The organism is Vitiosangium sp. GDMCC 1.1324, from assembly GCF_003044305.1.
In the GTDB taxonomy this organism is placed as follows: domain Bacteria; phylum Myxococcota; class Myxococcia; order Myxococcales; family Myxococcaceae; genus Archangium.
Genome location: NZ_PZOX01000001.1, coordinates 695,906 through 717,156, shown reverse-complemented (window position 1 = coordinate 717,156; position 21,251 = coordinate 695,906). Strand labels below are relative to the sequence as shown.

The window sequence follows — 21,251 nt, the reverse complement described above, 5'->3', positions numbered from 1 at the left end:
TGAATCAGCTACTAGGTTGAATGAGCCCGTGGGGACCCCTCTTGCTCCGCCAGGCCACAGCTCCGGCGGAAGAGGCGCACCGCCTCTGCGATCTCCGTGCCCGCCTCCACCATGCCCGCGTGACCCGCGTCCTCCACCAGCACCCACTCCGCGGAGGGCAGCCGCTCGCGCATCCGCGTCATCTCGCGCAGCGGCACCAGGAGATCGTTCTTCGCGGCGATGATCTGCGTGGGCACCCGCACTCCGGGCAGCACGTCCCAGCTCGGCGGAGCCTCCACCAGGCCGCGCATCATCATCCAGAAGGCCTGCGGATCCATCCGGCGCAAGGCCAGCAGGAACTCCACGATGTCCGCACGTGGGGCGCGGGCTCGTAGCAGGCCCGTGGCGCGCCCGAGCGGATAGGCCAGCCGCGAGGCGAGCAGCTCATGAACGAACGGCGCCACCCGGGGCACCAGCGGTGTCAGGGCTTGGAAGGAGCGGGCCAGGGTGTCGTGCCCACCCGGCAGAGGGATGAGCCAGGCGCTCGGATCCGGGGAGGAGGGACTGCCCGCGATGAGCGTCATGGCCGGCACCAGTTCCGGCCGGCGCCGGTATAGCTCCAGCACCACCCGGACGCCCATGGAGAAACCCACCTGGTGCGGAGGACGGCCGTTACCCCGGGCCATCATCAACTCGGTGACGCGCTCGAGGTCGTCCACGTGGGTGCGCAGCGAGTAGTTACCACTGGCGGACAGCTCGCTCCGGCCGTGGCCCCGGTAGTCCCAGTGCACGACCCGGTGGTCCTGCTCCAGGTCCGCGACGATGTACCGCCAGAAGTTCTCCGACGTGCCGATGCCGTTGGTGAGCAGCACCGCCGGGCGGGAGGCGAGCGTCGGTTCCGCCTCGCCCTCTGGAGCATTTCCCACATGCGTGTGGTACGCGACGCGGGTGCCATCGGGAGCGGTGACGAAGCGGGTGAGGCGGCGGAAGGGCATACGCGCCCACCATTCGGACGCCCCCCCGGCGGTGCAAGGTCTGACGTTCACTATTCGGTGGCGGCGGAGGTCGCGCCGCCCCTGTTGTTCCACGGAATGCACCCCCTGGCCCAAGCGTCCTCCCCTCTCTCATGACCCTCGCTGATTCCGCCCCTTCCCTCGCTCGCTGGCTCGAGCCCCGCCCCTCGGGCCCTGGAGCGCCCCCCGCGGCAGTGGCCGTGGGCACGATGAACTTCGGTGCACGCACCCCGGCCCCCGGGGCGCAGCGAATCGTGGCCCGAGCCCTGGAGCGCGGCGCGTCCTTCTTCGACACGGCCAACTCGTACGGCAACGGAGAGGCCGAGCGCCTCCTCGGCCAGGCGCTGCGCGGCCGGCGGGCGGACGTGGGCATCGCCACCAAGGTGGGGCTGGCGCGCGTCCGGGGGAAACCCGAGGGCCTCTCCGGAGGGCAGGTGACGCGTGCGGTGGAGGACAGCTTGAAGCGGCTCGGGACGGACTTCGTGGACGTGCTCTACCTCCACGCGCCGGATCCCTCCACGCCGGTGGAGGAGACGCTGGAGGCCGTGCACGGGCTGCTGCGCGCAGGCAAGGCTCGGCACTGGGGCGTGTCCAACCACGCGGCCTGGCAGCTGCTGGAGCTCCGGGGCCTATGTGATGCGCGCGGCCTGCCGCACCCGAAGGTGTCCCAGGTGCTCTACAACCCGCTGGTGCGGCAGCTGGAGGTGGAGTACCTGCCCTTCACGAGGCGCTACCCCATCCACACCACCGTCTACAACCCACTGGCCGGAGGGCTGCTCTCCGGACGTCACGTGCCGGGCGGACCCATTCCCCCGGGCTCGCGCTTCGACGGCAACCGCCTCTACCAGCGCCGCTACTGGTCCGATCGCCTCTTCGAGCTGGCCGGGCGGCTGCGCGACGTGGCCGGAGAAGCGGGCCTCTCGCTGGTGGAGCTCGCCTATGCCTGGCTGGCGAACCGGCCCGGAGTGGACTCGGTGCTGGCGGGCCCCGGGACGGTGGAGCACCTGGACGCGGCGCTGGACGCCTGTGCGAAGCCACTGCCTCCCGAGGTGGTCACGCGCGTGGACGAGGTGTACCGGGAGTGGCTCGGCACGGACGCCACATACGCGAGGTGAGCATGCTGGCGGTGGACGCGGAGACCTTCGATATCGCCGGCCCCCTGGCGCACTACGCCGAGCACGGCTACGCGCGCCTGGGCCCCTTGCTCAGCGCGGAGGGCCTGGAGTCCCTGCGCGAGCGCGCGGATGATCTGATGCTGGGCCGGGTGAGCTACCCGGGCTTCTTCTGGCAGATGGACGCGCCCACGGGCCGCTACGAGGACGCGCCCCTGGGGCTCGGCTGGCAGGGTCCGTCGCTGGACTACCGCAAGCTGGAGAAGCTGGAGAAGGATCCGCGCTTCCTCGCGTGGATGGAGAACCCGCTCTTCGAGCGCATCGCTCGCTCGTGCATCACCGGCGACATCACCCTCTACCGGGCCATCCTCTTCCACAAGGGCCAGCGCGGCGGGAGCGAGCTGCCCTGGCACCAGGACGGAGGCCGGCTATGGGGCCTCACCCGGGATCCCGAGCTGCAACTGTGGACCGCGCTGGATGACGCGCCGCTGGACGGAGGCTGTGTGCAGGTGGTGCCGGGGAGCCACCGCTGGGGGCTGGCCACAGCGCTCGGGGGCGTGGTGCCGCCGGACCAGGTGGCGGCGCGCGAAGCGGATCGGCTGGCGGTGCCGCTGCCCGTGAAGGCCGGTGAGGTGCTGCTGCTCCACAACTACGTGTGGCACCGCTCGGAGCCGAGCCGCACGGGCCAGCGCCGTCGGGGCTTCTCCGCCTGCTACATGAGCGCGGACATCCGCTGCGTGCGCAAGAAGAAGGCCCCGCGCGACTTCTTCCCGCTCTTCCGCCGCGCCTCGCGCTGAGACGCCCTAACCCGCCTTCAGCTTGCTCTTGCGGATGGCGGGCAGGCTGATGCGGAAGGTGCTGCCCCGGCCCATCTCGCTGGTGGCGGTGATCTCCCCGCCGAAGCCGGTGATGATGCCGTGGCAGATGGACAGGCCGAGCCCCGTTCCCACGCCCACCGGCTTGGTGGTGAAGAACGGATCGAAGATGCGGCTGAGCACCTCGGGCGGCATGCCGCACCCGGTGTCCTTCACCTCGATGATGGCGTGGTTGCTCTCCGCGCGCAGCACCACGCGGATCTCATTCTTGTCAGGCTGGCCGGCGGCGATCGCATGGGCGGCGTTGATGAGCAGGTTGAGGACCACCTGGCCGAACCGGGCCTCACTGCCCTCCACGAGCGGCACCTCGGACACTTCCTTCACCACCGTGGCGCGGTGGCGCAGCTCACCGCGCGCCAGCGCCAGCGCCGAGTCGATGACGCGCCGCAGATCCACCGCCGAGGGCTGCTCCTCGTCGCCTCGCGAGAACGTCTTGAGATCCTGGACGATGAGCCGCACGCGGTTGACGCCCTCGTTCGTCTCCTCCAGCACCTCCTCCAGCTCGTCCAGGCGCCCGGGCGGCAGCAGCCCGGTGATGGCGTGCAGCTCCTCTGTGAGGAAGGACAGGTTGGAGATGACGAACGCGAGCGGGTTGTTGATCTCGTGCGCCACACCCGCGGCGAGCGTACCCACCGAGGCCAGCCGGTCGGCCACGACGAGCCGCGCTTGAATCTGCCGGCGCTCGGTCAGGTCGCGCGCGCTCACCAGCGTGGCGGGCTGGCCGGCGAAGACGAGCCGCAGGCTGCTGATCTCCGCCGTCAGCACGCCGCCGTCCGGAGGCTGGAAGCGGATCTCCCGGACACGGTGGGCGCCCCGGCCCGGCAGGGCCCCACGGCCGGGCAGACCATCGAGCATGCCAGCGGCCTCGGCGCGATCCTCCAAGTGGACGAAGTCCAGCAGCGAGCGGCCCACCAGCTCGCTGGCCTTCAGGCGCAAGAAGGAGCACGCCGACGGGTTGACGTAGAGCAGCGGCCCGCCGCGGTGCACGAAGATGGCCTCGGGCGAGCCCTCGATGAGGGCGCGGAAGCTCTCCTCGGAGCGGCGCAGCGCCTCCTCGGCGGCCTTGCGCTCGGTGATGTCGAAGGACACGCCTCCCAGGAAGCGCCGGCCCGAGCTGTCCCGGGCGATGAACCGGTAGGTGAGGAACTGGCGCGGCTCACCGTCCGGCGTGGGAATCATGCTCTCGGACACCGAGGGCTGGCCGGACTTGAAGGCCTGGTCATCCTGCTCCTGCAGGTGGGCGACCGTCTCCGCGGGCATGAGCTGCTCGTCGGGGATGGTGCTCACGTCCACGCCGGGCGACAGCCCGAAGAAGCGCCGGAAGGGCTCGTTGACGAAGACGCGCCGGCCCGACTCGTCCTTCATGTACGCCAGGGCCGGGTTGTTGTTGAGGAACGAGTCGAAGAGGTGCTGGCTCTCCTGGAGCGCGGTGACGATGGAGGCCACCTCCGTCATCAGCGCCTGCTTCGCCGCGTGCTCGGCGGCGTTGCCCATGGCGGCTCCGAGCAGCCCCGCCATCAGCTCCAGCGTACGCTCGTCCGAATCCACGAACGCGAACGGCACCTGCGAGGCGATGCTCAGCACGCCCACCGTCTGGTTGTCGCGCTTGAGAGGCACGTTCAACATCGAGCGGACCTTCAGCCGGCGCGCCGCATCCACGTTGGCACGCGGATCCCGCTCGGTGTCGTCGGTGCGCATCACCTCGCCGCGCAGCACGCTCGTACCGGCCATGGTGCTGGCGATGGCCAGACGCGCGCCCTCGAACTGCTTCGAGTAGCCCGTGCAGACGCGGTAGTACATCTCCTCGCCCTCGATGATGCCCACCGCCGCGCCGCCCGCGCCGCAGAGGATCATCGCCCGCTCGGCGATGAGCCGCATCACCACGTCCAGATCCAACCCCGCCAGCGCGATGTCGTTCTGCGTCTGGATGATGGCCGCCAGGCGCTCGATCTCCCCGCGGGCCGACTCCTCGTGCGACTGCCGGCGCATGAAGGCGTAGCAGCGGCGCTCGAAGAGGGCGATCCGGGCGCGCACGTCCGAGGGGTGGAAGGGCGCCACCAGATAGTCGTCCACGCCGATCTCCATCAGCGGGGCGAGCTCCTCCTCGGCGAGGCTGGCCGCCATGCCGAGCACGGACACCTCGGCGGCTCGAATCTGCGCGCGCTACCGGTTGAACCACTCGGACTTCTCACGGACCTGATCAGCCCCGACGACGAGCACGTCCACCAGGGAGATGGTGGCGGCCGTGACCTCGGGCCCCGAGGCAACCACGACCTCATGGCCCATTCGGGTGAGCTCCGACCCGATGGGGTGGTCACCGTCGCGACTGAGAAGGAGGAAGCGCATGAAAGCTGGAGCGGATTCTTGGAAAACAGCAGATTGCTAGATCGAGGCCCTTCCGGTCCACCCGAAGCACCCGATCCCGGAAGAACCGCTCTCCATTTGATGGAAGCCTACTCTCGTTCACTCCTCCTGGGGGAGAGGTGGGAGGGGCGAAGGGGGAACCCCGACCGCTCGGGGAACCGCCGAGCGGCCCGCATTATTGCCATGTGTTCAACGTTTGTGCGACCTCGGCGTGCTCAATGGTGGTCGCCCGGAGCAGAGGGGAAACCCGGACCCCTGGCATCCGAGCGGGGGAGCCCTATCTCTCCGCGGCTGTCCGCGGCCGGCAGGCGGGCGGGCGGATTGCTCAGGGCGGGGTCGGTCCGGGGGGAAGTCACAGATGAAGTCCTGCATCGCGGTGGGATTGTGGATGGTGGCGCTCGGCGCCTGTCAGGTGGTGGCGCTGCCCCAGGTGGTGGAGGAGCGGAAGGAAGTCTCCGCGTCCGAGCTCTTCGACCGGGGAACACTGGCGGTGATGACGCGCGGCCTGTCCCCGGGAATGGGCGTGGAGCGGGTGCTGGAAGCACCCACCGCGGCGGAGCTGCCGGCACGCGCCGCGGAGATGTTTGGTGCGCTGAGTCACGAAGCGCTCTCCGCGCGGGCGCGCAAGCTGGCGGATGAAATCCAGTATGCCCGTCCGCACCTCATCGGGCTGCAGCAGGTGACCCAGGTGCGGCTGCAGAGCCCGGGGGACTCGCTCTTCGGCGGCACGCAGCCGGCGGAGGCGGTGTACCTGGACGCACTGCCCGTGCTGCTGGGCGAGTTGGAGGCGCGCGGGCTGCACTACCGGGAGGTGGCGAGGGTGCGCAACGCGGACGTGGAGGTGCCCCTGCTCAGCGGCCCCGGGCCCACGTTCGACGATGTGCGGCTGACGGACTTCGACGTCATCCTCGCGCGGGCGGACGTGGACGTGAGCGAAGTCCGTACGGGCAACTACGGAGCGCGGCGGGAAGTGTCCCGCCCCGGACTCGAGCCGGTGACGCTGCCGCGTGGCTGGGCCTCGGTGGCGGCGAAGGTGGAGGGACGGAAGTACCGGTTCGTCAGCACGCACCTGGAGCCGGCGCCGGACGAGGAGGGGCTGCGCGTGCAGCTGGCGCAGGCTCGGGAGCTGATCAGCACCCTGCGCGGCGAGCCGCTGCCGGTGGTGCTGGTGGGGGACTTCAACACGCCGGCCAACCTGGGGCGGATGGGGGCGCCCACCTACCGGGAGCTGCTGCTGGCCGACTACGTGGACGTGTGGACGCGCCGCCTGGGAGAGGTGCCGCTCGAGATGTCCGCACTGGCCGAGCGCCTCCACCTGGTGCTGGTGCGCACGCCGGTGACTCCGGGGCTCCGGCGGATGGGCCCGGTGCTGGCGTACGCGGTGGGCGGCACTCGGGAGGAGCGCCGGTTCGGACCCTGGCGCTCGGACCAGGACGGGGTGGTGGCACGCTTGCGGATGCCCACGTGCACGAGGAATTGACGCTACAGTGAAGGACCGTGAGTGAGCTGTCCGGAGTCCTGATCGCCGAGCAACCCCACTACCTGCCGTGGCTGGACTTCTACGAGCAGGTGGCGAGGGCGGACACACTGCTGGTGCTCGACAATGTGCAGTGGCTGAGGCGGGGCTGGCAGCGGAGGGCGCGGGTGGCGCTGCCGCCGGGCACTCCCCTTCCCCCTCCCGCCGAGCCCGCCTTCCAATGGTTGACGATTCCCCTGGAGGGAGCGCACCGGGACACGCGGATCTCCGAGCTGGCGGTGGACACGGGGCAGCCGTGGACGCGCAAGCACCTGGCCACGCTGACGATGCTGTACGGCCGGAGGCCCTACTTCCGGAGCCAGGTGCTGCCGAGGCTGGAGGAGTTCTACGCGCAGGCGGCGAAGGAGCGAGGACCCGGCTCCCTGCTGCGCACGCTGCTGGCGAGCATGGCGCTCTTCCACGAGCCACTGGGGCTGAAGCCCCGGGTGGTGCTGGCGTCGACGCTGGACCGCTCGCACCCGGACAAGACGGGGCGGCTGGCGTCGTACTGCACGCAACTGGGGATGGACACGTACTACTCGGCGGTGGGCTCGCTGTACCTGAAGCCGGGGCCCTTCCGGGACGCGGGCGTGCGGCTGTTGTGGCAGAAGTTCCGCTATCCCTCCTACGACCAGGGCCGCAAGGGCGAGCGCTTCGTGGTGGGCCTGTCCATCGTGGACGTCCTGTCGAACGTCCCGGTGGACGAGGTCCGCAAGTGGCTCGAGCCCAACCCCTGGGGCCCCTTCGCGAAGTAGGCCGCGAGTACCGCTGCGCCCTGAAATCGTCCCCGTTAGCTTGGCGGCCGCTCCGCGCGAACGCGGGCCCCTACAAGAAGGTCTACTCCATGGAATTCAGACAACTCGGCGCTTCGGGCTTCAAGGTTCCCGTCCTCAGCCTCGGCACGGGGACGTTCGGTGGCGCCAACGAGTTCTTCAAGGGCTTTGGCAGCAGCGACGTGAAAGAGGCCACCCGGCTCGTCGACATCTCCCTCGACACCGGGCTGAACATGTTCGACTCGGCCGACGTGTACTCCAACGGAATGGCCGAGGAGATCCTCGGCCAGGCGATCAAAGGCCGCCGCGAGCGGGTCATCATCTCCACCAAGGCCACCTTCCGCGCGGGCCCCGGTCCCAACGACGTGGGCTCGTCGCGCTACCACCTGATCCGCGCGGTCGAGGCGAGCCTGCGCCGCCTGGGCACCGACTACATCGATCTCTTCCAGCTCCATGGCTTCGACGCCACCACTCCCGTGGAGGAAACCCTCAACACGCTCGATGACCTCGTGCGCAGCGGGAAGATCCGCTACATCGGCTGCTCGAACTTCTCGGGCTGGCACCTGATGAAGTCGCTGGCCGTGTCCGAGCGCCACAACCTCGCTCGCTACGTGGCCCACCAGGCGTACTACTCGCTCGTTGGGCGCGACTACGAGTGGGAGCTGATGCCGCTGGGGCTCGACCAGAAGGTCAGCGCGGTCGTCTGGAGCCCGCTGGGTTGGGGCCGGTTGACGGGGAAGATCCGCCGTGGCCAGCCCCTGCCCGAGGGCACCCGGCTCCAGAACTCCGCGGCAGCCGCGGGCGGCCCCCAGGTCGCCGAGGAGCATCTCTACCGGGTCGTGGATGCGCTCGACGAGGTGGCAGCGGAGACTGGCAAGACGGTGCCGCAGGTGGCCATCAACTGGCTGCTGCAGCGGCCGACGGTCGCCAACGTCATCATCGGCGCACGCAACGAGGAGCAGCTGCGCCAGAACCTGGGCGCGATCGGCTGGAACCTCACCCCGAAGCAGGTGGCGAAGCTCGACGCGGCCAGCGCCACGCCCTCGGCCTACCCCTACTGGCACCAGCGGCAGTTCGTCGAGCGCAACCCCTTCCCGACCCCTTGATGCCCGAGAGGAAATGAAGCCCGGAATGGCTTCCTACGTTTTTGTAGGAAATCAGCGAGCGAGCGACAAAAACGTAGGACAGCGCCGCTTCCTTCCGTTCCCGGGTTGCAGATGCAGCACCGCGGTCCCCACCCTGGCGCCCTCCCGAGGTCCTACGAATTTGTCGGTTCTGAGGACTCGACCGACAAATTTGTAGGATCGGGGGCAGCCAGGCGGTTTCGTCCGGTACGCCCCTCGTGCTCGAAATCCTCCAAGGATTTCGCCGGGATGCGTCATCACTCCAGGTATTGGCGGCGCTGGCCCTCGAGTTGCAGTGGCCCAGCGGTGTGCGGGCCCGAGGGCCCATTCCATGTGAGGTGATGATGTCGGGCGGAATCGTCGGAGCCGATGTGGCGTGGGTGCTGGTGGCGAGCGCACTGGTGATGTTGATGGTACCGGGGCTGGCGCTCTTCTACGGGGGCATGGTGCAGGGCAAGAACGTGCTCTCCACCCTCATGCACAGCTTCGGCGCTCTGGCGGTGGTGACGGTGGTGTGGGCGCTGTGGGGCTACTCGCTCGCCTTCGGAGAGAGCCATGGAGGCCTCATCGGTGGCGCCACGCACCTGTTCATGAAGGGAGTGGGCACGGAGGCCCATGGCACGCTGCCGCACCTGATCTTCTTCCTCTTCCAGGGCACCTTCGCCGCCATCACGCCCGCGCTCATCAGCGGCGCGTACGCCGAGCGGCTCAAGTTCTCCGCCTTCCTCCTCTTCACGGTGCTCTGGGCGACGTTCGTGTACGCGCCCGTGGCCCACTGGGTCTGGGCTCCGGATGGTTGGCTGCTGAAGCTGGGCGCGCTCGACTTCGCCGGTGGCGCCGTGGTGCACCTCACCAGCGGTGTCTCGGCGCTCGTGGTGGCGCTCGTGGTGGGCCGCCGCCAGGGCGCGCGTCAGCCCCCGCATAACCTCACCTTCACCCTGCTGGGGGCCGGACTGCTGTGGTTCGGCTGGTTCGGCTTCAACGCCGGCAGCGCGCTCGCCGCCAATGAGCTGGCCGCGCTCGCCGCGACCAACACCCACCTGGCCGCCGCGTCCGGCGCGGTGGCGTGGGGCCTCGTGGATCTGATCCGGCTGAAGAAGGTGACGGCGCTGGGTGCCGCCAGCGGACTCGTGGCCGGCCTCGTGGGCATCACCCCGGCGGCGGGCTTCGTCTCGCCCATGGGCGCGCTGGGCATTGGCCTCCTCGCCGGCTCGGTCTGCTACGGAGGCGTCCTCCTCAAGGAGCGCTTCCACTACGACGACGCCCTGGATGTGGTCGGCGTGCACGGCGTGGGTGGTGCGCTCGGCGCCCTGCTCACCGGCGTGCTCTCCACCGTTGCCGTCAATCCGGCCGGCGCCGATGGCCTGATCGCCAGCGGCAACTGGTCCCTCGTCGGCAAGCAGGCGCTCAGCGTGCTGGCGGTGGGGGCCTTCTCCGCGCTCCTCACCTTCGTCATCCTCAAGGTGGTGCAGGCGGTGGTGGGTCTGCGCGTGGACGCCGAGGCCGAGTACGAGGGGTTGGATCCCCACGTCCACGGCGAGCGCGCCTACCACACCGGTATCTCCCTGGGCAGCCCCGCCGTGGCGCCTCGCGAGGCGCCCGCCGCGGAGGCCAGCGAGCCCGGCAAGGCGCCGATCGGTGCCGAGCCCGTGATGGAGGGTTGAGCTACTTCGGCGCCTGCTTCACAAAGACGAAGCGGGCGCCGCCGTTCTCCAGCTTCATTCGCAGCCGCTTGTCCGGGCCCTCCTGGAACGAGGCCTTGAAGCTGCCTTCCCCCGCCGCGATCGGAGAGACGCCGTCCTTGTCCGGATGGCAGCTCTCCTGAACCGTGATCTTCCCGGGGCCGTTCTTCAGCGTCAGCACGTCCTTGTCCTTGCTGACGGTGCCCGACTGTTCCGCCGTCTCGATGCGGGCACATTCGTTGTCATCGAAGGTGTCGGTCGGCGAGTACCAGGTGAAGGACCTGTCCTTGTTGATCGTCAGGACGACGGCATCGCGGGTCCACTTGCTCCGGAGCGTCGTCGAGCTCATGCCGCCCTTGATCTGGACGGACTGCCACGCCGGACCGGTCCCCGCCGCCATCCCCGTCTGGACGCCGCTCGTCTCGTGGACCCAGGTGCCCACCGCCTGCTCCAGGTCCGACAGCGGCGTCCCCTTCCCGTCGAAGGGCTCCGCCAAGGCATCATGGTTGCCCAACCGGGAGAAGGGCACCAACGGGATGAGCCCGAAGCCCCGGTTCGTCGAGACGGGCCGCAGCTTGCTCCGATCGTTCGGCCTGTTCATGAAGGTGCCGATCCAATCGCCCTCGCCCATCTTGCCATCGCCGTTGTCCTTCCAGAGGACGACGGTGTAGCTGCGCCCGGAATCCACTCCCGACACGGAGAAGGACGCGACCCGGCTGTCCTCGGAAATGGGCGCCGAGACGATGCACGCCTTGGGATTGGAATCACCATAGGGGCAGACCGTCGCCACCGTGCCCTTCGCCTTCTGGCCCGCGGGCGCAACGACGACTCCCTTGATGACGTTACCGCCCGCGGCGTGAGCAACGTGGGGAACCGCGCACAGGAGAACAAGGACCGGGAGCCGGTGGAGGCTTCGTCCCGCCGTCCGTACCAGGAATGTATTCATTTCTGCTCCTCTTCAGGCGACGCCGTGCTCGCATACCCCGTCTTCAACGGGGCGCCGTGCCGTTCCATTTCGGGCGCCGCCCCCCACCCTAGCCCTGATCCGGGACGCCAGCCTCCTCGAAGGTGGCCATGCCCGTGTGGAGCGCGCACGCGGCGTCCACCAGCGGCAGTGCCGTGAGAGCGCCACTCCCCTCGCCCAACCGCAGCCCCAGGTCGAGCATCGGCCTCGCGCCGAGTGCCTCCAGCACGTGCCGGTGGCCCGACTCGGCCGAGCGGTGCGAGAACAGCATCCACTCCCGCGCTCCCGGGACCATCCGCTCCAGCGCCAGCATCGCCACCGAGACGATGAAGCCATCCACCAGCACGCCCTTGCGCCGCTCGATGGCTCTCGCCGCCGCACCGACCAGGGCCGCGATGTCCCTGCCCCCGGCGGACTGGACGGCTCGCTGGGGACTTGCTCCCCCGAGCCGCTGAACCGCATCGCGCACCACCGCCACCTTGCGCGCCAGCCCCGCGTCGTCCACTCCCGTGCCTCGGCCCACCACGTCCTCCGCCGCCCGCCCAAGCAGCACCGCCGCCACCGCCGCCGCCGCCGTGGTGTTGCCGATGCCCATTTCGCCCAGCACCACCAGGCGAACGTCGTCCGGAAGCGTGTCCACCTCCGCGGCCCCCGCTTCCAGCGCGCGCCGGAAGGTGGCCTCGCTCATCGCATCCTCCACACGCAGGTCGCCTCCCGGCTCGTCCGCCACCGGGTCGCGCCGGAAGAAGACGCCCTCGGCGGGAGGATGCGCGGGCGGCCGCATCACGCCCACGTCCACCACGTGCAATGGCACTCCCAGTTGCCGGCACAGGACGCTGGACGCCGCGCCACCCCGCAGGAAGTTCTCCACCATGGCCGCGGTCACGGCCGAGGGATAGGGCGAGACGCCGTGACGGGTGACGGCATGATCGGCCGCGAAGAGGAGCGCCGCCGCGGGCCGGCTCCGGGGCAGCGGTGTACCCTGCCAGGCCGCCAGCTTCACCGCCACCTCCTCCAGCACCCCCAGGCTCCCCGGAGGCTTGGTGAGGCGGGACTGCCTTTGTCGCGCACGCTCGGCCGCCGCCGTGTCCAGCTCAGGAATGACCCATCGTCCCCGCTGCGTCTCCACTTCAGCCGTCATCGCGTTCTCCTGTCCGCTCACAGTCCCGCTATCCGGTCGAGATAGGCCAGATCCAGGGCACTCGCGAAATGATCCGCGAGCACCTCGTACGGATCAGCCCTTTGCGCATCCGCCGTGACGCCGAGCTCCGACAGCAACGCCCGCCGCACCGCCTCGTTCTCGAAGAGGCCATGCACGAGCGTGCCCGCCACCCTCCCTCCCAGTGCGACACACCCCTCGAGCAGCCGGCACGCCTCGCTCCCGCGCCGCACCCACGTACCGAAGGGCTGCGCGCCCGGTGCCACCGTCACCCGGCCACAATGGATTTCGTACCCCCGCACCTCGAGCCCTCCAGCGGTCTGCATCCCCGGCAGCCCCTCTCCGAGCCGCATCGACACCGGCGCGGTCGCCTTCTCCTTCTCGAAGCGCGTCACCACCGGCAGCAGGCCCAACCCCGCCACGTCCGGCTCCGGTGATTCCACTCCCAAGGGATCGAGGATGCGCTCGCCCAGCATCTGGTAGCCACCGCAGATGCCCAGCACCGGCTGGCCCGCGTGCACCCGCCGCACCAGCGCCCCCGCCAGCCCCGTGCGCCGCAGCCACGCCAGATCGTTCGCCGTGCACTTGGTGCCCGGGATGATGACGAGCCGCGCTCCCTCCAGTTCCTCGGGCCGCTCGCACCAGCGCACCTCCACCCCGGGCTCGCGCGCCAGTGGCTCGAACTCATCGAAGTTGGACAGGCGCGGCAGCTTCACGATGCACACGAGCGCCCCGCCGCTCGACTCTCCGGGCCGCAAGTCCAACGAGTCCTCGCTGGCGATGCCCGTGTCTCCCAGGTGCGGAATCACCCCCGCCACCCGGATGCCGCACCGCTGCTCGAGAAAGCCCACCCCTCCCTGGAAGAGCGATGGATCGCCTCGGAACTTGTTCACCACCAGGGCCCGCACCCGCGCTCGCTCGGGAGGCTCGAGCAGTTCCAGTGTGCCCACCAGCGCCGCCATCGCCCCGCCCCGCTCGATGTCCGTCACCAGCACCACCGGAGCGTCCGCGCGCTCGGCTACCCACATGTTCACGAGATCGCGATCCTTGAGGTTCACCTCCGCCGGACTGCCCGCGCCCTCGATGATGACCAGCTCATGACGAGCGCGGAGGGTGTCCAGCGCCTGCCCCACCACCTCGCGCAACTCCGGCTTGCGCCGGTGGTAGTCCCGGAAGTGCATGCTCCCCAGCACCCGGCCCATCACCACCACCTGCGAGCCCGACGTCGTCTCGGGCTTGAGGAGGATGGGGTTCATCTCCGCGCAAGGCACCGCCCTCGCCGCCTCGGCCTGGGCATACTGGGCCCGGCCAATCTCCGCTCCGTCCGGCGTCACCGCCGAGTTGAGCGCCATGTTCTGTGACTTGAACGGCGCCACCTTGAAACCCCGCCGCGCGTAGATGCGGCAGAGCGCCGTCACCAGCAGGCTCTTGCCCACGCTGGAGGCAGTGCCTTGGACCATCAGGGTTCGGGCCGTCATTCAAGCGTCTCCCGGACGCGCCTCCAGGCGGCGCGCAGAAGGGGATGATCCGCCTCGGGCCGCACCCCGACGCGGATGTGATGGGGAAGGCCAAGGCTGGTGCAGTCCCTGACCCGGATGCCGGCGTGGACGGCGGCGGCGGCGAAGGTGCGGGCGCTCGACACCCGGCACAGGAGGAACGTGCCTCCCGTGGCGTCCACCCGGGCACCGGCCTCGACCAGGGCCGACTCCTGCGCGGCTCGCAGCCGGGCCACCTCCGCCCTCACCGCGTCCACCTGGCCGAGACACTCGAGTGCCACCCGGCCCGCGGCCAGCGCCGGAGCCGACACGTTCCAGGGAGGCAGGGACGCTTGCACCGCGCGCAGCAGTTGTGGCTCTCCCAGCAGGTAGCCGAGCCGCAGCCCCGGCAGGGCGAAGACCTTCGTGAGCGAGCGCAGCACGACGACATTGCCTCCCGGGTGCACCGGCTGCACGCCCTCGAAGAGCGGCAGATAGGCTTCGTCCACCACCACCAGCGTCTCGGGCGAGGCAGCCGCCGCGGCCCGCACCGCCTCCATCGGGAGGACGGCGAGGCAGGGATTGCTCGGCCTGCACACGAAGAGGAGCGAGGGCCTCTGGCGGCGGAGCGTGGCGAGCAACACTTCGAGGCTCCACTCGAAAGGGGGCCCCTGGGCCGCCAGCACTTCCACCGAGGCGCCGCTGGCGCGCACCGCCTGCGCGTACTCCCCGAAAGCGGGAGCGAGCACCACCGCGCTGCGCCCCGGACCAGCGAAGGCGCGGGCCAGGGCCCAGATGAGCTCCACCGAGCCATTGCCCACCACCACTCCATCGAGTGGCATCCCGTGCAGCCCCGCCAGTGGATCCCGCAGGGGAAGCGCGGTGGGGTGCGGGTAGCGCCGCACGTCGGCGGCCCGGAAGGCCTCGAGCACCCCTTCCGGAGGAGGCAGCGGCGAGACGCCCGTGCTGAAGTCCACGCACCCGGGCGCCGCATCGCCTCCGTGAGGCGTGAGCTCCAGGTGCTGCAACTCAGGGCGAGGCGTGGGCAACACGGAATCCATCCCCCGCGACATAGGCGGCCGTCAACGCCGCGGCCAGGAGCGAGGCCGCCAGCATCAGGAAGACCGCGCGGCGGATGTCCTCCGCTCCAGGCTGGCGCCCTCCCGCGCCCAGACGGTAGTGCCCCACCTTCTCCAGCTCCACGCCCAGCCCCCCAGCCACCGCCGCCATGGGACGGCCGGCGTTGGGGCTCTCGGTGGCGGACCCATCGCGCCACCACGAGAGCACCGCCCGGGCCGGCGACGCACCACACAGCGCGCACGCCAGCACCAGGAGCGCGGCCGACAGACGCGCCGGTACCAGGTTGAGGACGTCATCCAACCGGGCGGCGGCCTTGCCCAGCCATTCCAGCTCTCCGCGGTATCCAATCATCGCGTCCAGGGTGTTGGCCGCCCGGTAGGCCAGTGCTCCGGGCACTCCCGCCACCGCGTAGAAGAGCAGCGGCGCCACCACCGAGTCCGACGTGTTCTCCGCCACCGACTCCACCGCCGCGGCCGCGAGCAGCGGGGGCTCGAGGCCCGAGGTGTCGCGCGACACGAGGCTGCGCAAGGCCAGGCGCGCCCCCGGCACATCCTCCTTCCGCAGGGCGTGGAAGACAGCCAGGCCCGCCTCGGCCAGGGCCCGCACCGCGAAGGCGCTCTTGAGGAGGTACACCTCGAGCACTCCCTGCAAGAGGGGCCAGGGAGAGACGACATGGAGCAGCGCCCAGCTTCCCAGTCCGAAGAGGGCGGGTCCGGCCACCGCCATTCCCAGCCCGTGGAGGAACGCGGGAGCGGGCGCACGAGGGGCCCACCGCCGCAAGCGCCGCTGCAGTCGCCCCATCCACACCACGGGGTGCACGGCCGCGGGGGGCTCGCCCCAGGCGAGGTCCACCACGAGCGCGGTCCCCAGCACCAGGAGCGCGTACGTTCCACCATCCATCATCCGCCCGCCCCCACCACCAGGTTCCCCGGCTTCAGCCGCAGCAGCAGGCCGAGCGCGCCGAAGTACACCTCATCCGCCGCGGCCGCCAGGCGCTGGTGGGCCCCGCCACTCACGTCGCGGAAGGTGCGTCCCAGAGGGGACTCGGGGACGAGGCCCATGCCCACCTCGTTCGTCACGAGAATGGTGGCGCCCCGCCGCCGCTGAAGCACTCCCACGAGCCGCTCCACCTCTCCGAGAATCTCCTCCGGCGCATCCCCTCGGAGCAGGAGGTTGGACAGCCACAGCGTCACGCAGTCCACCACCGCCACGTCCGCCGAGTCCTCTTCCAGCACCTCGCACAGCCGGCGCGGCTCCTCCACCGTGTCGAAGCGATCCGCCCGCTCCTCGCGGTGGCGCCGGGCACGCTCGCGCATCTCCTCGTCAAAGGGCTCGGCGGTGGCGATGAAGGTGCGCCGCGGTCCCATTGCCTGCGCCAGCTCGAGCGCGAAGCGGCTCTTGCCACAGCGCACGCCGCCTCCCACCAGGATGATCTTTCCCCTCACCGGAGACCTCGCTCTTCCAGCCAGCGGCGCACTCCGCGCGTGGTGGCCTCTCGCACCGCGCCCCCCAGCAGGCTGCCGAGCCGGGTGTGCTTGCCCATGTATGTCTCGCCTCCGGGCCCCTCCGGAGCCGCCACCACGATGCAGTCCGTGCCCGTCCCCGTGGCCACTCGCAGCGAGCGCCGGCTGGGCACTCGCGCCTCCACGAGGGCCGCCGTCCGGGCCTCGGCCGCCAGCGCCACCGCCTCCACCAGCGCACCCTCCGAGAGAGGGCGGGACAGCTGGCACAGGAGGTTGATGGTGCCCACGCTCCGCAGCGGCCCGGGCTCATCTCCCGCCGCCAGCGCGTTGCCCAACCCCACCGTGGCCACACAGCGCGCCCACAGCGCACCGGAAGTGAGGCGCACGTCGTCGAAGGTGGACACGTCTCGCGAGGTGAGCAGGCCCACGGTCTCCTCCGGCGGCTCCTCCCTGAGACTGGCCGCGAGCAGTTCCACCGGGTCCACCCCCGGAACGAGCTCGTCGTCGCGCACCTGCCGCCACACCACCGCCCGAGCGCGCCGGCGGCCCCCGTTGAGCACGGCCCAGGACAAGACGGCGTGCGGACGAGCGAAGCGCACCACCAGCAGCCGTCCGCCTCCCTCCAGCGAGGGCGCTTCCAGCTCTGGTGCGGCGAGCGCGACCCTCATGGACAGCGCTCCTTGAAGGCGCGAGCGGAAGCCACGAATCCCTCGGCGACCAGGGGGTTGGAGGCCCAGTGGGCGTGGACGTAGGAGGCCAGCACGTTGGGCGGGCCGAAGCCCTCGGTATGGGTGGTGCCACCGCGACGCCGGCGGATGCGCAGAGCCCCACCCTGGGCGGGGACGTCTTCCAGGGTGGAGTAACGGAACTGGTGTCCGCGGAAGCGCAGCCCCGCTCCGCCGAGCACGGTGCGCACCGTCGTCTCCACCTCCACGTAGCCGAGCGCCTGGAGCTTGGGAGCCATCACCGCGATTCCAGGCACCAGCCCGACCATGGGGAAGTCCTGGCCGTCGAGGGTGCGCAGAGCCTGGCTGAGGTACATCATCCCGCCGCACTCGGCGTAGATGGGGCCACCACGTGCGCAGAAGGCGGAGATGGCGCGCCGCAGGGAGTGGTTGTCGGCGAGCTGCCGCGCATGGAGCTCCGGATAGCCGCCTCCCAGGTAGATGGCGTGCACATCTGGAGGCAGGGCCACATCCACGAGCGGCGAGAAGGGCACGCACTGAGCCCCCAGCCGCTCGAGCCGCCGCAGGTTGTCCGCGTAATAGAAGTGGAACGCGGCATCCTGGGCCACCGCGATGCGGCAGGTGATGGGGGCTGCGCGGGTCTCCTCCTCCGGGGCCTCCGGCAAGGCAGGGGCCTCCCCCGCGAGGCGCAGCAAGACGGACACGTCATTCCACTCGGCGAGGAGCGCGCCCCAGGCATCCAGGTTCCGCGTGGGAATGCTCTCCTCGGAGGCGGTGAGGAGGCCCAGGTGGCGCGAGGGAAACGCGAGTGCTTCCTGATTGGGCAGCCCCCCCATCACCGGCACCGCTGTGCCGCGAGCCGCGCGCTGGAGCAGCTCCAGGTGGCCCTGGCTGCCCACCTGATTGGCGAAGAGGCCCGCCACCTTCAGCTCCGGATCGAAGGCCGCGAGCCCCGTGCCCACCGCGGCGATGGTGCGCGCCATGCCCGAGGCATCCACCACCGCGAGCACGGGCGCCGCCAGCCACTTCGCCACCTGTGCCGCGGAGCCCTCGTCCGAGTCCGGCGAGGCTCCGTCATAGAGCCCCATCACGCCCTCGATGAGCGCCACGTCGCAACCCTGACTGGCGTGGCGGAAGGTGGAGACGACGGCGTCACGGCCCATCAACCAGCCGTCGAGGTTGTGGCACGGCGCGCCGGTGGTACGCGCGTGGTAGCTCGGGTCGAGGTAGTCCGGCCCGCACTTGAAGGTGGCCACCTTCAGGCCACGTGACTGGAGCGCCCGGGTGAGGGCCACCATGACGGTCGTCTTGCCCACGCCGCTGGCGGTGCCCGCCACCACCAACCGGGGAATGAGAGGAGTGTCTTCCATCAGAAGTCGAGCCCCACCTGGGCGGGAAAGCCCTTCTCGAAGGGATGGCGCACACAGCGCATCTCGGTGACGAGCTCCGCCGCTGCCAGCAGGGGCTCCGGAGCGGAGCGGCCCGTGACAATCACATGCACGTGCGAGGGGCGCGCCGCCAGCGCCTCCAACACCTCCTCCACCGGGACGAAACCGTAGTTGATGACGTACGTCAGCTCATCGAGCACCACCACCTCGTGCTCACCGCTCGACATCAACTTCCGGGCCTCGGCCCACGCCTCCTGGGCGGCCCGCTTGTCCCGGGAGAGGTCCTCGCTCTCCCAGGTGAAGCCCCGGCCCATGGTGAGGAAGACGAGTCCGGGCAGGGTCTCCGCGAAGGTGCGCTCGCCCGTCTTCCACTTGCCCTTGATGAACTGCACCACCGCGGGCCGCATGCCCCGCCCGAGCGCGCGGAACACCACTCCGAGCGCGGCGGTGGTCTTCCCCTTGCCATCCCCCGTGTAGACGACCAGCAAGCCCTTCGACGGCCTCGTGCTCATGTCCCACTCCCCTGCTGCTCGAACCAGGCGAGGTGCTCGCGCAGCCGCACCACCTCGCCCACCACCACCAGGGCCGGAGGCCCCAGCACGTTGCGCTCCCGCACCCGCGCGGCGAGCGTCTCCAGGGTTCCCACCACCACCACCTGCTCGGGCGTGGTGGCCGAGGCGATATAGGCCGCGGGCGTCTGGGGACCTCGCCCGCACGCCACCAGCCGGGCCAGGTTGGCCTCCAGCTTCCGGGTGGCCATGAAGAACACCAGCGTGCCTCCGGCCGCGCCCAGCTTCTCCCAGTCGGTGTGGCTCCGGGGCCCCTCGATGTCGTGCCCGGTGACGAAGGACACGTCGGAGGCGTGCTGCCGGTGCGTGAGCGGGATGCCGGCATAGGCCGCGGCCCCGAGCGCCGCCGAGACGCCTGGAACCACCTCGTAGGCAATGCCCGCCTCGCGCAGCTCCTCCGCCTCCTCGCCTCCCCGGCCGAAGATGAACGGATCACCCTGCTTCAACCGCACCACGTGCCGCCCGGCGCGGGCCTGCTCGAGCACCGCCGGATGCAGCCGGTAACCCGCCTGGGTGGCGCCCTGGTGACGGTGGCCCACGAGGATGCGCTCCGCCTGGGGGCCGATCTCCGCGAGGACCGCCGGAGGAATGAGGGCGTCATAGGCCACCACCTCCGCCTGTTGCAGCAGCGCTCGGGCGCGCACGGTGAGCAGCCCCGGATCTCCCGGACCCGCTCCCACCAGGGACACGAAGCCGCCCCGGCGCTCCTCTCGCGGACGCCTGAGCACTTCCAGGCAGAAGCGCACCCGCTCCTCCAGCGTGACACACGTGTCCGGAACGAAGTGCAACCGCGAGGCGGGGACGGAGCGGCGCAGGAGCGACTCGAGGACGAGCTGGTAGCGCAGCTCATCCATGGGACTGTCACCGCGGACGCCGTCCCGCTCGTAGGGAATGACGCCCCAGGGAAGGACGAAGACGGCGTCGTAGAGCGCCGCGAGCGCCGGGGTCTCGAAGAAGTCCGGGACGAGCTCCGCACACCCATGCTGGAGCGCATAGGCGGCGAAGTCCACGGTACCGTTATCCGCCACGAAGCCCTCGCGCCGCTCCTGCTCGCGCAGCCGGCGCACGGTCCACAGCTCCCGGAGCGCCTTCGCACGCTCGGGCACGGGCAGCTCCACCAGGCGCTTCCCGGTGCGCACGACGAGCTCCCGCATCTCCTCGGGGACGAGGGGCAGTCCGAGGTGGAGTCCCAGCGCGTGCGCCAGCGTCGTCTTCCCCACTCCGGCCGAACCGGTGATGGCAATGCGCAATGGACTGTCAGCGCGCATCGTCCGTCCCTCTTCGGAAGCGGTGAGTGAAGGACGGGTCGTACAGGCGCGAGTTGGCGAAGTCCTTCGACTCCAGCACCTCGCCCACGAGGATCATCGCGGTGGCATTGATGCGCTCGGCGCGAACCTTGTCGCCGATGTCCGCCAGGGTGCCACGCACGACCTTCTGGTCCGGCCAGGTGGCCTTCTGCACCACCGCCACCGGGCAGTCCGGCCCATAGGAGGGCAACAGCCGCTCCACTACGTCGCGGATGAGGCCCGCGCTGAGGAAGAGCGCCAGGGTGGCACGGTGGCGCGCCAGGTCCTCCAGCTTCTCCCCTTCCGGCATGAGGGTGCGCCCCTCGGCACGGGTGACGATGACCGTCTGCGACAGCTCCGGCAACGTCAGCTCCTTGCCCAGCACCGCGGCCGCGGCGGTGAACGAGGAGACTCCCGGGATGATCTCGTAGGCAATGCCGAGCTCCTCGAGCCTGCGGATCTGTTCGGCGGTGGAGCCGAAGATGGACGGGTCCCCCGTGTGCACGCGAGCCACGTCGTGGTCCGCCGCCTGCGCCTCCTTGAAGACGTCGATGATCTGCTCGAGCGTCATCGACGAGGAGTCGAGCACCCGTGCCCCCGGACGCGCCCGGGCGATGACCGCCTGCGGAACGAGCGAGCCGGTGTAGAGCACCACGGGACACTGCTCGACGAGCTCCGCCCCGCGCACGGTGATGAGCTTCGGATCTCCAGGTCCGGCACCGATGATGTAGACCTTCATTGTC

General features: G+C 70.4%; 20 protein-coding genes. 6 read left to right on the top strand and 14 right to left on the bottom strand.

The window, feature by feature from the left end:
- Positions 1 to 11 precede the first annotated feature (11 nt).
- Positions 12 to 974, bottom strand: coding sequence for an alpha/beta fold hydrolase (locus tag DAT35_RS02770; RefSeq protein ID WP_108065298.1), 963 nt, complete (start codon positions 972 to 974; stop codon positions 12 to 14).
- A gap of 131 nt (positions 975 to 1,105) precedes the next feature.
- Here DAT35_RS02770 and DAT35_RS02765 point away from each other — a divergent pair, with 131 nt between their 5' ends.
- Together DAT35_RS02765 and DAT35_RS02760 are read left to right on the top strand one after the other, a co-directional pair.
- Positions 1,106 to 2,107 carry an aldo/keto reductase gene (locus DAT35_RS02765; RefSeq protein ID WP_108065297.1) on the top strand — a complete coding sequence of 334 codons (1,002 nt, stop codon included), beginning with the start codon at positions 1,106 to 1,108 and terminating at the stop codon, positions 2,105 to 2,107.
- A gap of 2 nt (positions 2,108 to 2,109) precedes the next feature.
- Positions 2,110 to 2,901, top strand: a complete 792-nt coding sequence (locus DAT35_RS02760; RefSeq protein WP_108065296.1) for a phytanoyl-CoA dioxygenase family protein — start codon at positions 2,110 to 2,112, stop codon at positions 2,899 to 2,901.
- A 6-nt stretch (positions 2,902 to 2,907) separates the two neighbouring features.
- On the opposite strand, the gene DAT35_RS02755 is transcribed toward DAT35_RS02760, so the two are convergent.
- Both DAT35_RS02755 and DAT35_RS61750 read right to left on the bottom strand, forming a co-directional pair.
- Positions 2,908 to 5,118, bottom strand: a complete 2,211-nt coding sequence (locus tag DAT35_RS02755; protein ID WP_199242777.1) for an ATP-binding protein — start codon at positions 5,116 to 5,118, stop codon at positions 2,908 to 2,910.
- A 24-nt stretch (positions 5,119 to 5,142) separates the two neighbouring features.
- Positions 5,143 to 5,265 carry a hypothetical protein gene (locus DAT35_RS61750; RefSeq protein ID WP_255415134.1) on the bottom strand — a complete coding sequence of 41 codons (123 nt, stop codon included), beginning with the start codon at positions 5,263 to 5,265 and terminating at the stop codon, positions 5,143 to 5,145.
- Positions 5,266 to 5,701: 436 nt separating this feature from the next.
- On the opposite strand from DAT35_RS61750, the gene DAT35_RS02745 reads away from it, so the two are divergent.
- From DAT35_RS02745 to DAT35_RS02730, 4 genes are all read left to right on the top strand, one after another.
- On the top strand, positions 5,702 to 6,823 hold the full coding sequence (locus tag DAT35_RS02745) for an endonuclease/exonuclease/phosphatase family protein (RefSeq protein WP_108065294.1): 1,122 nt from the start codon (positions 5,702 to 5,704) through the stop codon (positions 6,821 to 6,823).
- A 17-nt stretch (positions 6,824 to 6,840) separates the two neighbouring features.
- Positions 6,841 to 7,614 carry a WbqC family protein gene (locus DAT35_RS02740; RefSeq protein WP_108065293.1) on the top strand — a complete coding sequence of 258 codons (774 nt, stop codon included), beginning with the start codon at positions 6,841 to 6,843 and terminating at the stop codon, positions 7,612 to 7,614.
- A gap of 89 nt (positions 7,615 to 7,703) precedes the next feature.
- Positions 7,704 to 8,738 (top strand): aldo/keto reductase, encoded by a 1,035-nt coding sequence (locus tag DAT35_RS02735; protein WP_108065292.1) that lies wholly within the window; start codon positions 7,704 to 7,706, stop codon positions 8,736 to 8,738.
- A gap of 236 nt (positions 8,739 to 8,974) precedes the next feature.
- Positions 8,975 to 10,420 (top strand): ammonium transporter, encoded by a 1,446-nt coding sequence (locus DAT35_RS02730; protein ID WP_233261265.1) that lies wholly within the window; start codon positions 8,975 to 8,977, stop codon positions 10,418 to 10,420.
- A gap of 1 nt (position 10,421) precedes the next feature.
- Here the strand turns inward: DAT35_RS02730 and DAT35_RS02725 are convergent, their stop codons facing one another.
- The 11 genes from DAT35_RS02725 to cobM form a co-directional block, all read right to left on the bottom strand.
- A complete protein-coding gene (locus DAT35_RS02725) occupies positions 10,422 to 11,384 on the bottom strand; it encodes a hypothetical protein (RefSeq protein WP_108065290.1) in 963 nt (320 codons plus the stop codon).
- 88 nt (positions 11,385 to 11,472) lie between these two features.
- On the bottom strand, positions 11,473 to 12,543 hold the full coding sequence (gene cobT / locus DAT35_RS02720; protein WP_108065289.1) for a nicotinate-nucleotide--dimethylbenzimidazole phosphoribosyltransferase: 1,071 nt from the start codon (positions 12,541 to 12,543) through the stop codon (positions 11,473 to 11,475).
- A gap of 17 nt (positions 12,544 to 12,560) precedes the next feature.
- Positions 12,561 to 14,039, bottom strand: a complete 1,479-nt coding sequence (locus DAT35_RS02715) for a cobyric acid synthase (RefSeq protein ID WP_108065288.1) — start codon at positions 14,037 to 14,039, stop codon at positions 12,561 to 12,563.
- Positions 14,036 to 15,085, bottom strand: coding sequence for a histidinol-phosphate transaminase (locus tag DAT35_RS02710; protein WP_158501521.1), 1,050 nt, complete (start codon positions 15,083 to 15,085; stop codon positions 14,036 to 14,038). Before DAT35_RS02710 ends, DAT35_RS02715 begins: the two co-directional genes overlap by 4 nt.
- Positions 15,066 to 16,019 carry an adenosylcobinamide-phosphate synthase CbiB gene (cbiB, locus tag DAT35_RS02705; RefSeq protein ID WP_233261264.1) on the bottom strand — a complete coding sequence of 318 codons (954 nt, stop codon included), beginning with the start codon at positions 16,017 to 16,019 and terminating at the stop codon, positions 15,066 to 15,068. The genes DAT35_RS02710 and cbiB overlap by 20 nt, the downstream gene beginning before the upstream one ends.
- Positions 16,016 to 16,561: a bifunctional adenosylcobinamide kinase/adenosylcobinamide-phosphate guanylyltransferase gene (gene cobU / locus DAT35_RS02700; RefSeq protein ID WP_108065285.1), complete on the bottom strand. Its 546-nt coding sequence runs from the start codon at positions 16,559 to 16,561 to the stop codon at positions 16,016 to 16,018. The genes cbiB and cobU overlap by 4 nt, the downstream gene beginning before the upstream one ends.
- A complete protein-coding gene (locus DAT35_RS02695) occupies positions 16,558 to 17,247 on the bottom strand; it encodes an adenosylcobinamide amidohydrolase (RefSeq protein ID WP_108065284.1) in 690 nt (229 codons plus the stop codon). The genes cobU and DAT35_RS02695 overlap by 4 nt, the downstream gene beginning before the upstream one ends.
- A complete protein-coding gene (locus DAT35_RS02690) occupies positions 17,244 to 18,635 on the bottom strand; it encodes a cobyrinate a,c-diamide synthase (RefSeq protein WP_108065283.1) in 1,392 nt (463 codons plus the stop codon). Before DAT35_RS02690 ends, DAT35_RS02695 begins: the two co-directional genes overlap by 4 nt.
- Positions 18,635 to 19,165 carry a cob(I)yrinic acid a,c-diamide adenosyltransferase gene (gene cobO, locus DAT35_RS02685; RefSeq protein WP_108065282.1) on the bottom strand — a complete coding sequence of 177 codons (531 nt, stop codon included), beginning with the start codon at positions 19,163 to 19,165 and terminating at the stop codon, positions 18,635 to 18,637. Before cobO ends, DAT35_RS02690 begins: the two co-directional genes overlap by 1 nt.
- Positions 19,162 to 20,490 (bottom strand): uroporphyrinogen-III C-methyltransferase, encoded by a 1,329-nt coding sequence (gene cobA / locus DAT35_RS02680; RefSeq protein ID WP_108065281.1) that lies wholly within the window; start codon positions 20,488 to 20,490, stop codon positions 19,162 to 19,164. Before cobA ends, cobO begins: the two co-directional genes overlap by 4 nt.
- On the bottom strand, positions 20,480 to 21,247 hold the full coding sequence (cobM, locus tag DAT35_RS02675) for a precorrin-4 C(11)-methyltransferase (protein WP_108065280.1): 768 nt from the start codon (positions 21,245 to 21,247) through the stop codon (positions 20,480 to 20,482). The genes cobA and cobM overlap by 11 nt, the downstream gene beginning before the upstream one ends.
- Positions 21,248 to 21,251: the final 4 nt, after the last annotated feature.

Bases quoted from the DNA above. Each gene is read 5' to 3' on its own strand.
- cobO (WP_108065282.1), bottom strand. From the start codon at position 19,165: ATGAGCACGAGGCCGTCGAAGGGCTTGCTGGTCGTCTACACGGGGGAT.
- DAT35_RS02695 (WP_108065284.1), bottom strand. From the start codon at position 17,247: ATGAGGGTCGCGCTCGCCGCACCAGAGCTGGAAGCGCCCTCGCTGGAG.
- cobA (WP_108065281.1), bottom strand. From the start codon at position 20,490: ATGCGCGCTGACAGTCCATTGCGCATTGCCATCACCGGTTCGGCCGGA.
- cbiB (WP_233261264.1), bottom strand. From the start codon at position 16,019: ATGATGGATGGTGGAACGTACGCGCTCCTGGTGCTGGGGACCGCGCTC.
- DAT35_RS02715 (WP_108065288.1), bottom strand. From the start codon at position 14,039: ATGACGGCCCGAACCCTGATGGTCCAAGGCACTGCCTCCAGCGTGGGC.
- DAT35_RS02735 (WP_108065292.1), top strand. From the start codon at position 7,704: ATGGAATTCAGACAACTCGGCGCTTCGGGCTTCAAGGTTCCCGTCCTC.
- DAT35_RS02690 (WP_108065283.1), bottom strand. From the start codon at position 18,635: ATGGAAGACACTCCTCTCATTCCCCGGTTGGTGGTGGCGGGCACCGCC.
- DAT35_RS02770 (WP_108065298.1), bottom strand. From the start codon at position 974: ATGCCCTTCCGCCGCCTCACCCGCTTCGTCACCGCTCCCGATGGCACC.
- DAT35_RS02760 (WP_108065296.1), top strand. From the start codon at position 2,110: ATGCTGGCGGTGGACGCGGAGACCTTCGATATCGCCGGCCCCCTGGCG.
- DAT35_RS61750 (WP_255415134.1), bottom strand. From the start codon at position 5,265: ATGGGCCATGAGGTCGTGGTTGCCTCGGGGCCCGAGGTCACGGCCGCC.
- DAT35_RS02745 (WP_108065294.1), top strand. From the start codon at position 5,702: ATGAAGTCCTGCATCGCGGTGGGATTGTGGATGGTGGCGCTCGGCGCC.
- DAT35_RS02765 (WP_108065297.1), top strand. From the start codon at position 1,106: ATGACCCTCGCTGATTCCGCCCCTTCCCTCGCTCGCTGGCTCGAGCCC.
- DAT35_RS02725 (WP_108065290.1), bottom strand. From the start codon at position 11,384: ATGAATACATTCCTGGTACGGACGGCGGGACGAAGCCTCCACCGGCTC.
- cobM (WP_108065280.1), bottom strand. From the start codon at position 21,247: ATGAAGGTCTACATCATCGGTGCCGGACCTGGAGATCCGAAGCTCATC.
- cobT (WP_108065289.1), bottom strand. From the start codon at position 12,543: ATGACGGCTGAAGTGGAGACGCAGCGGGGACGATGGGTCATTCCTGAG.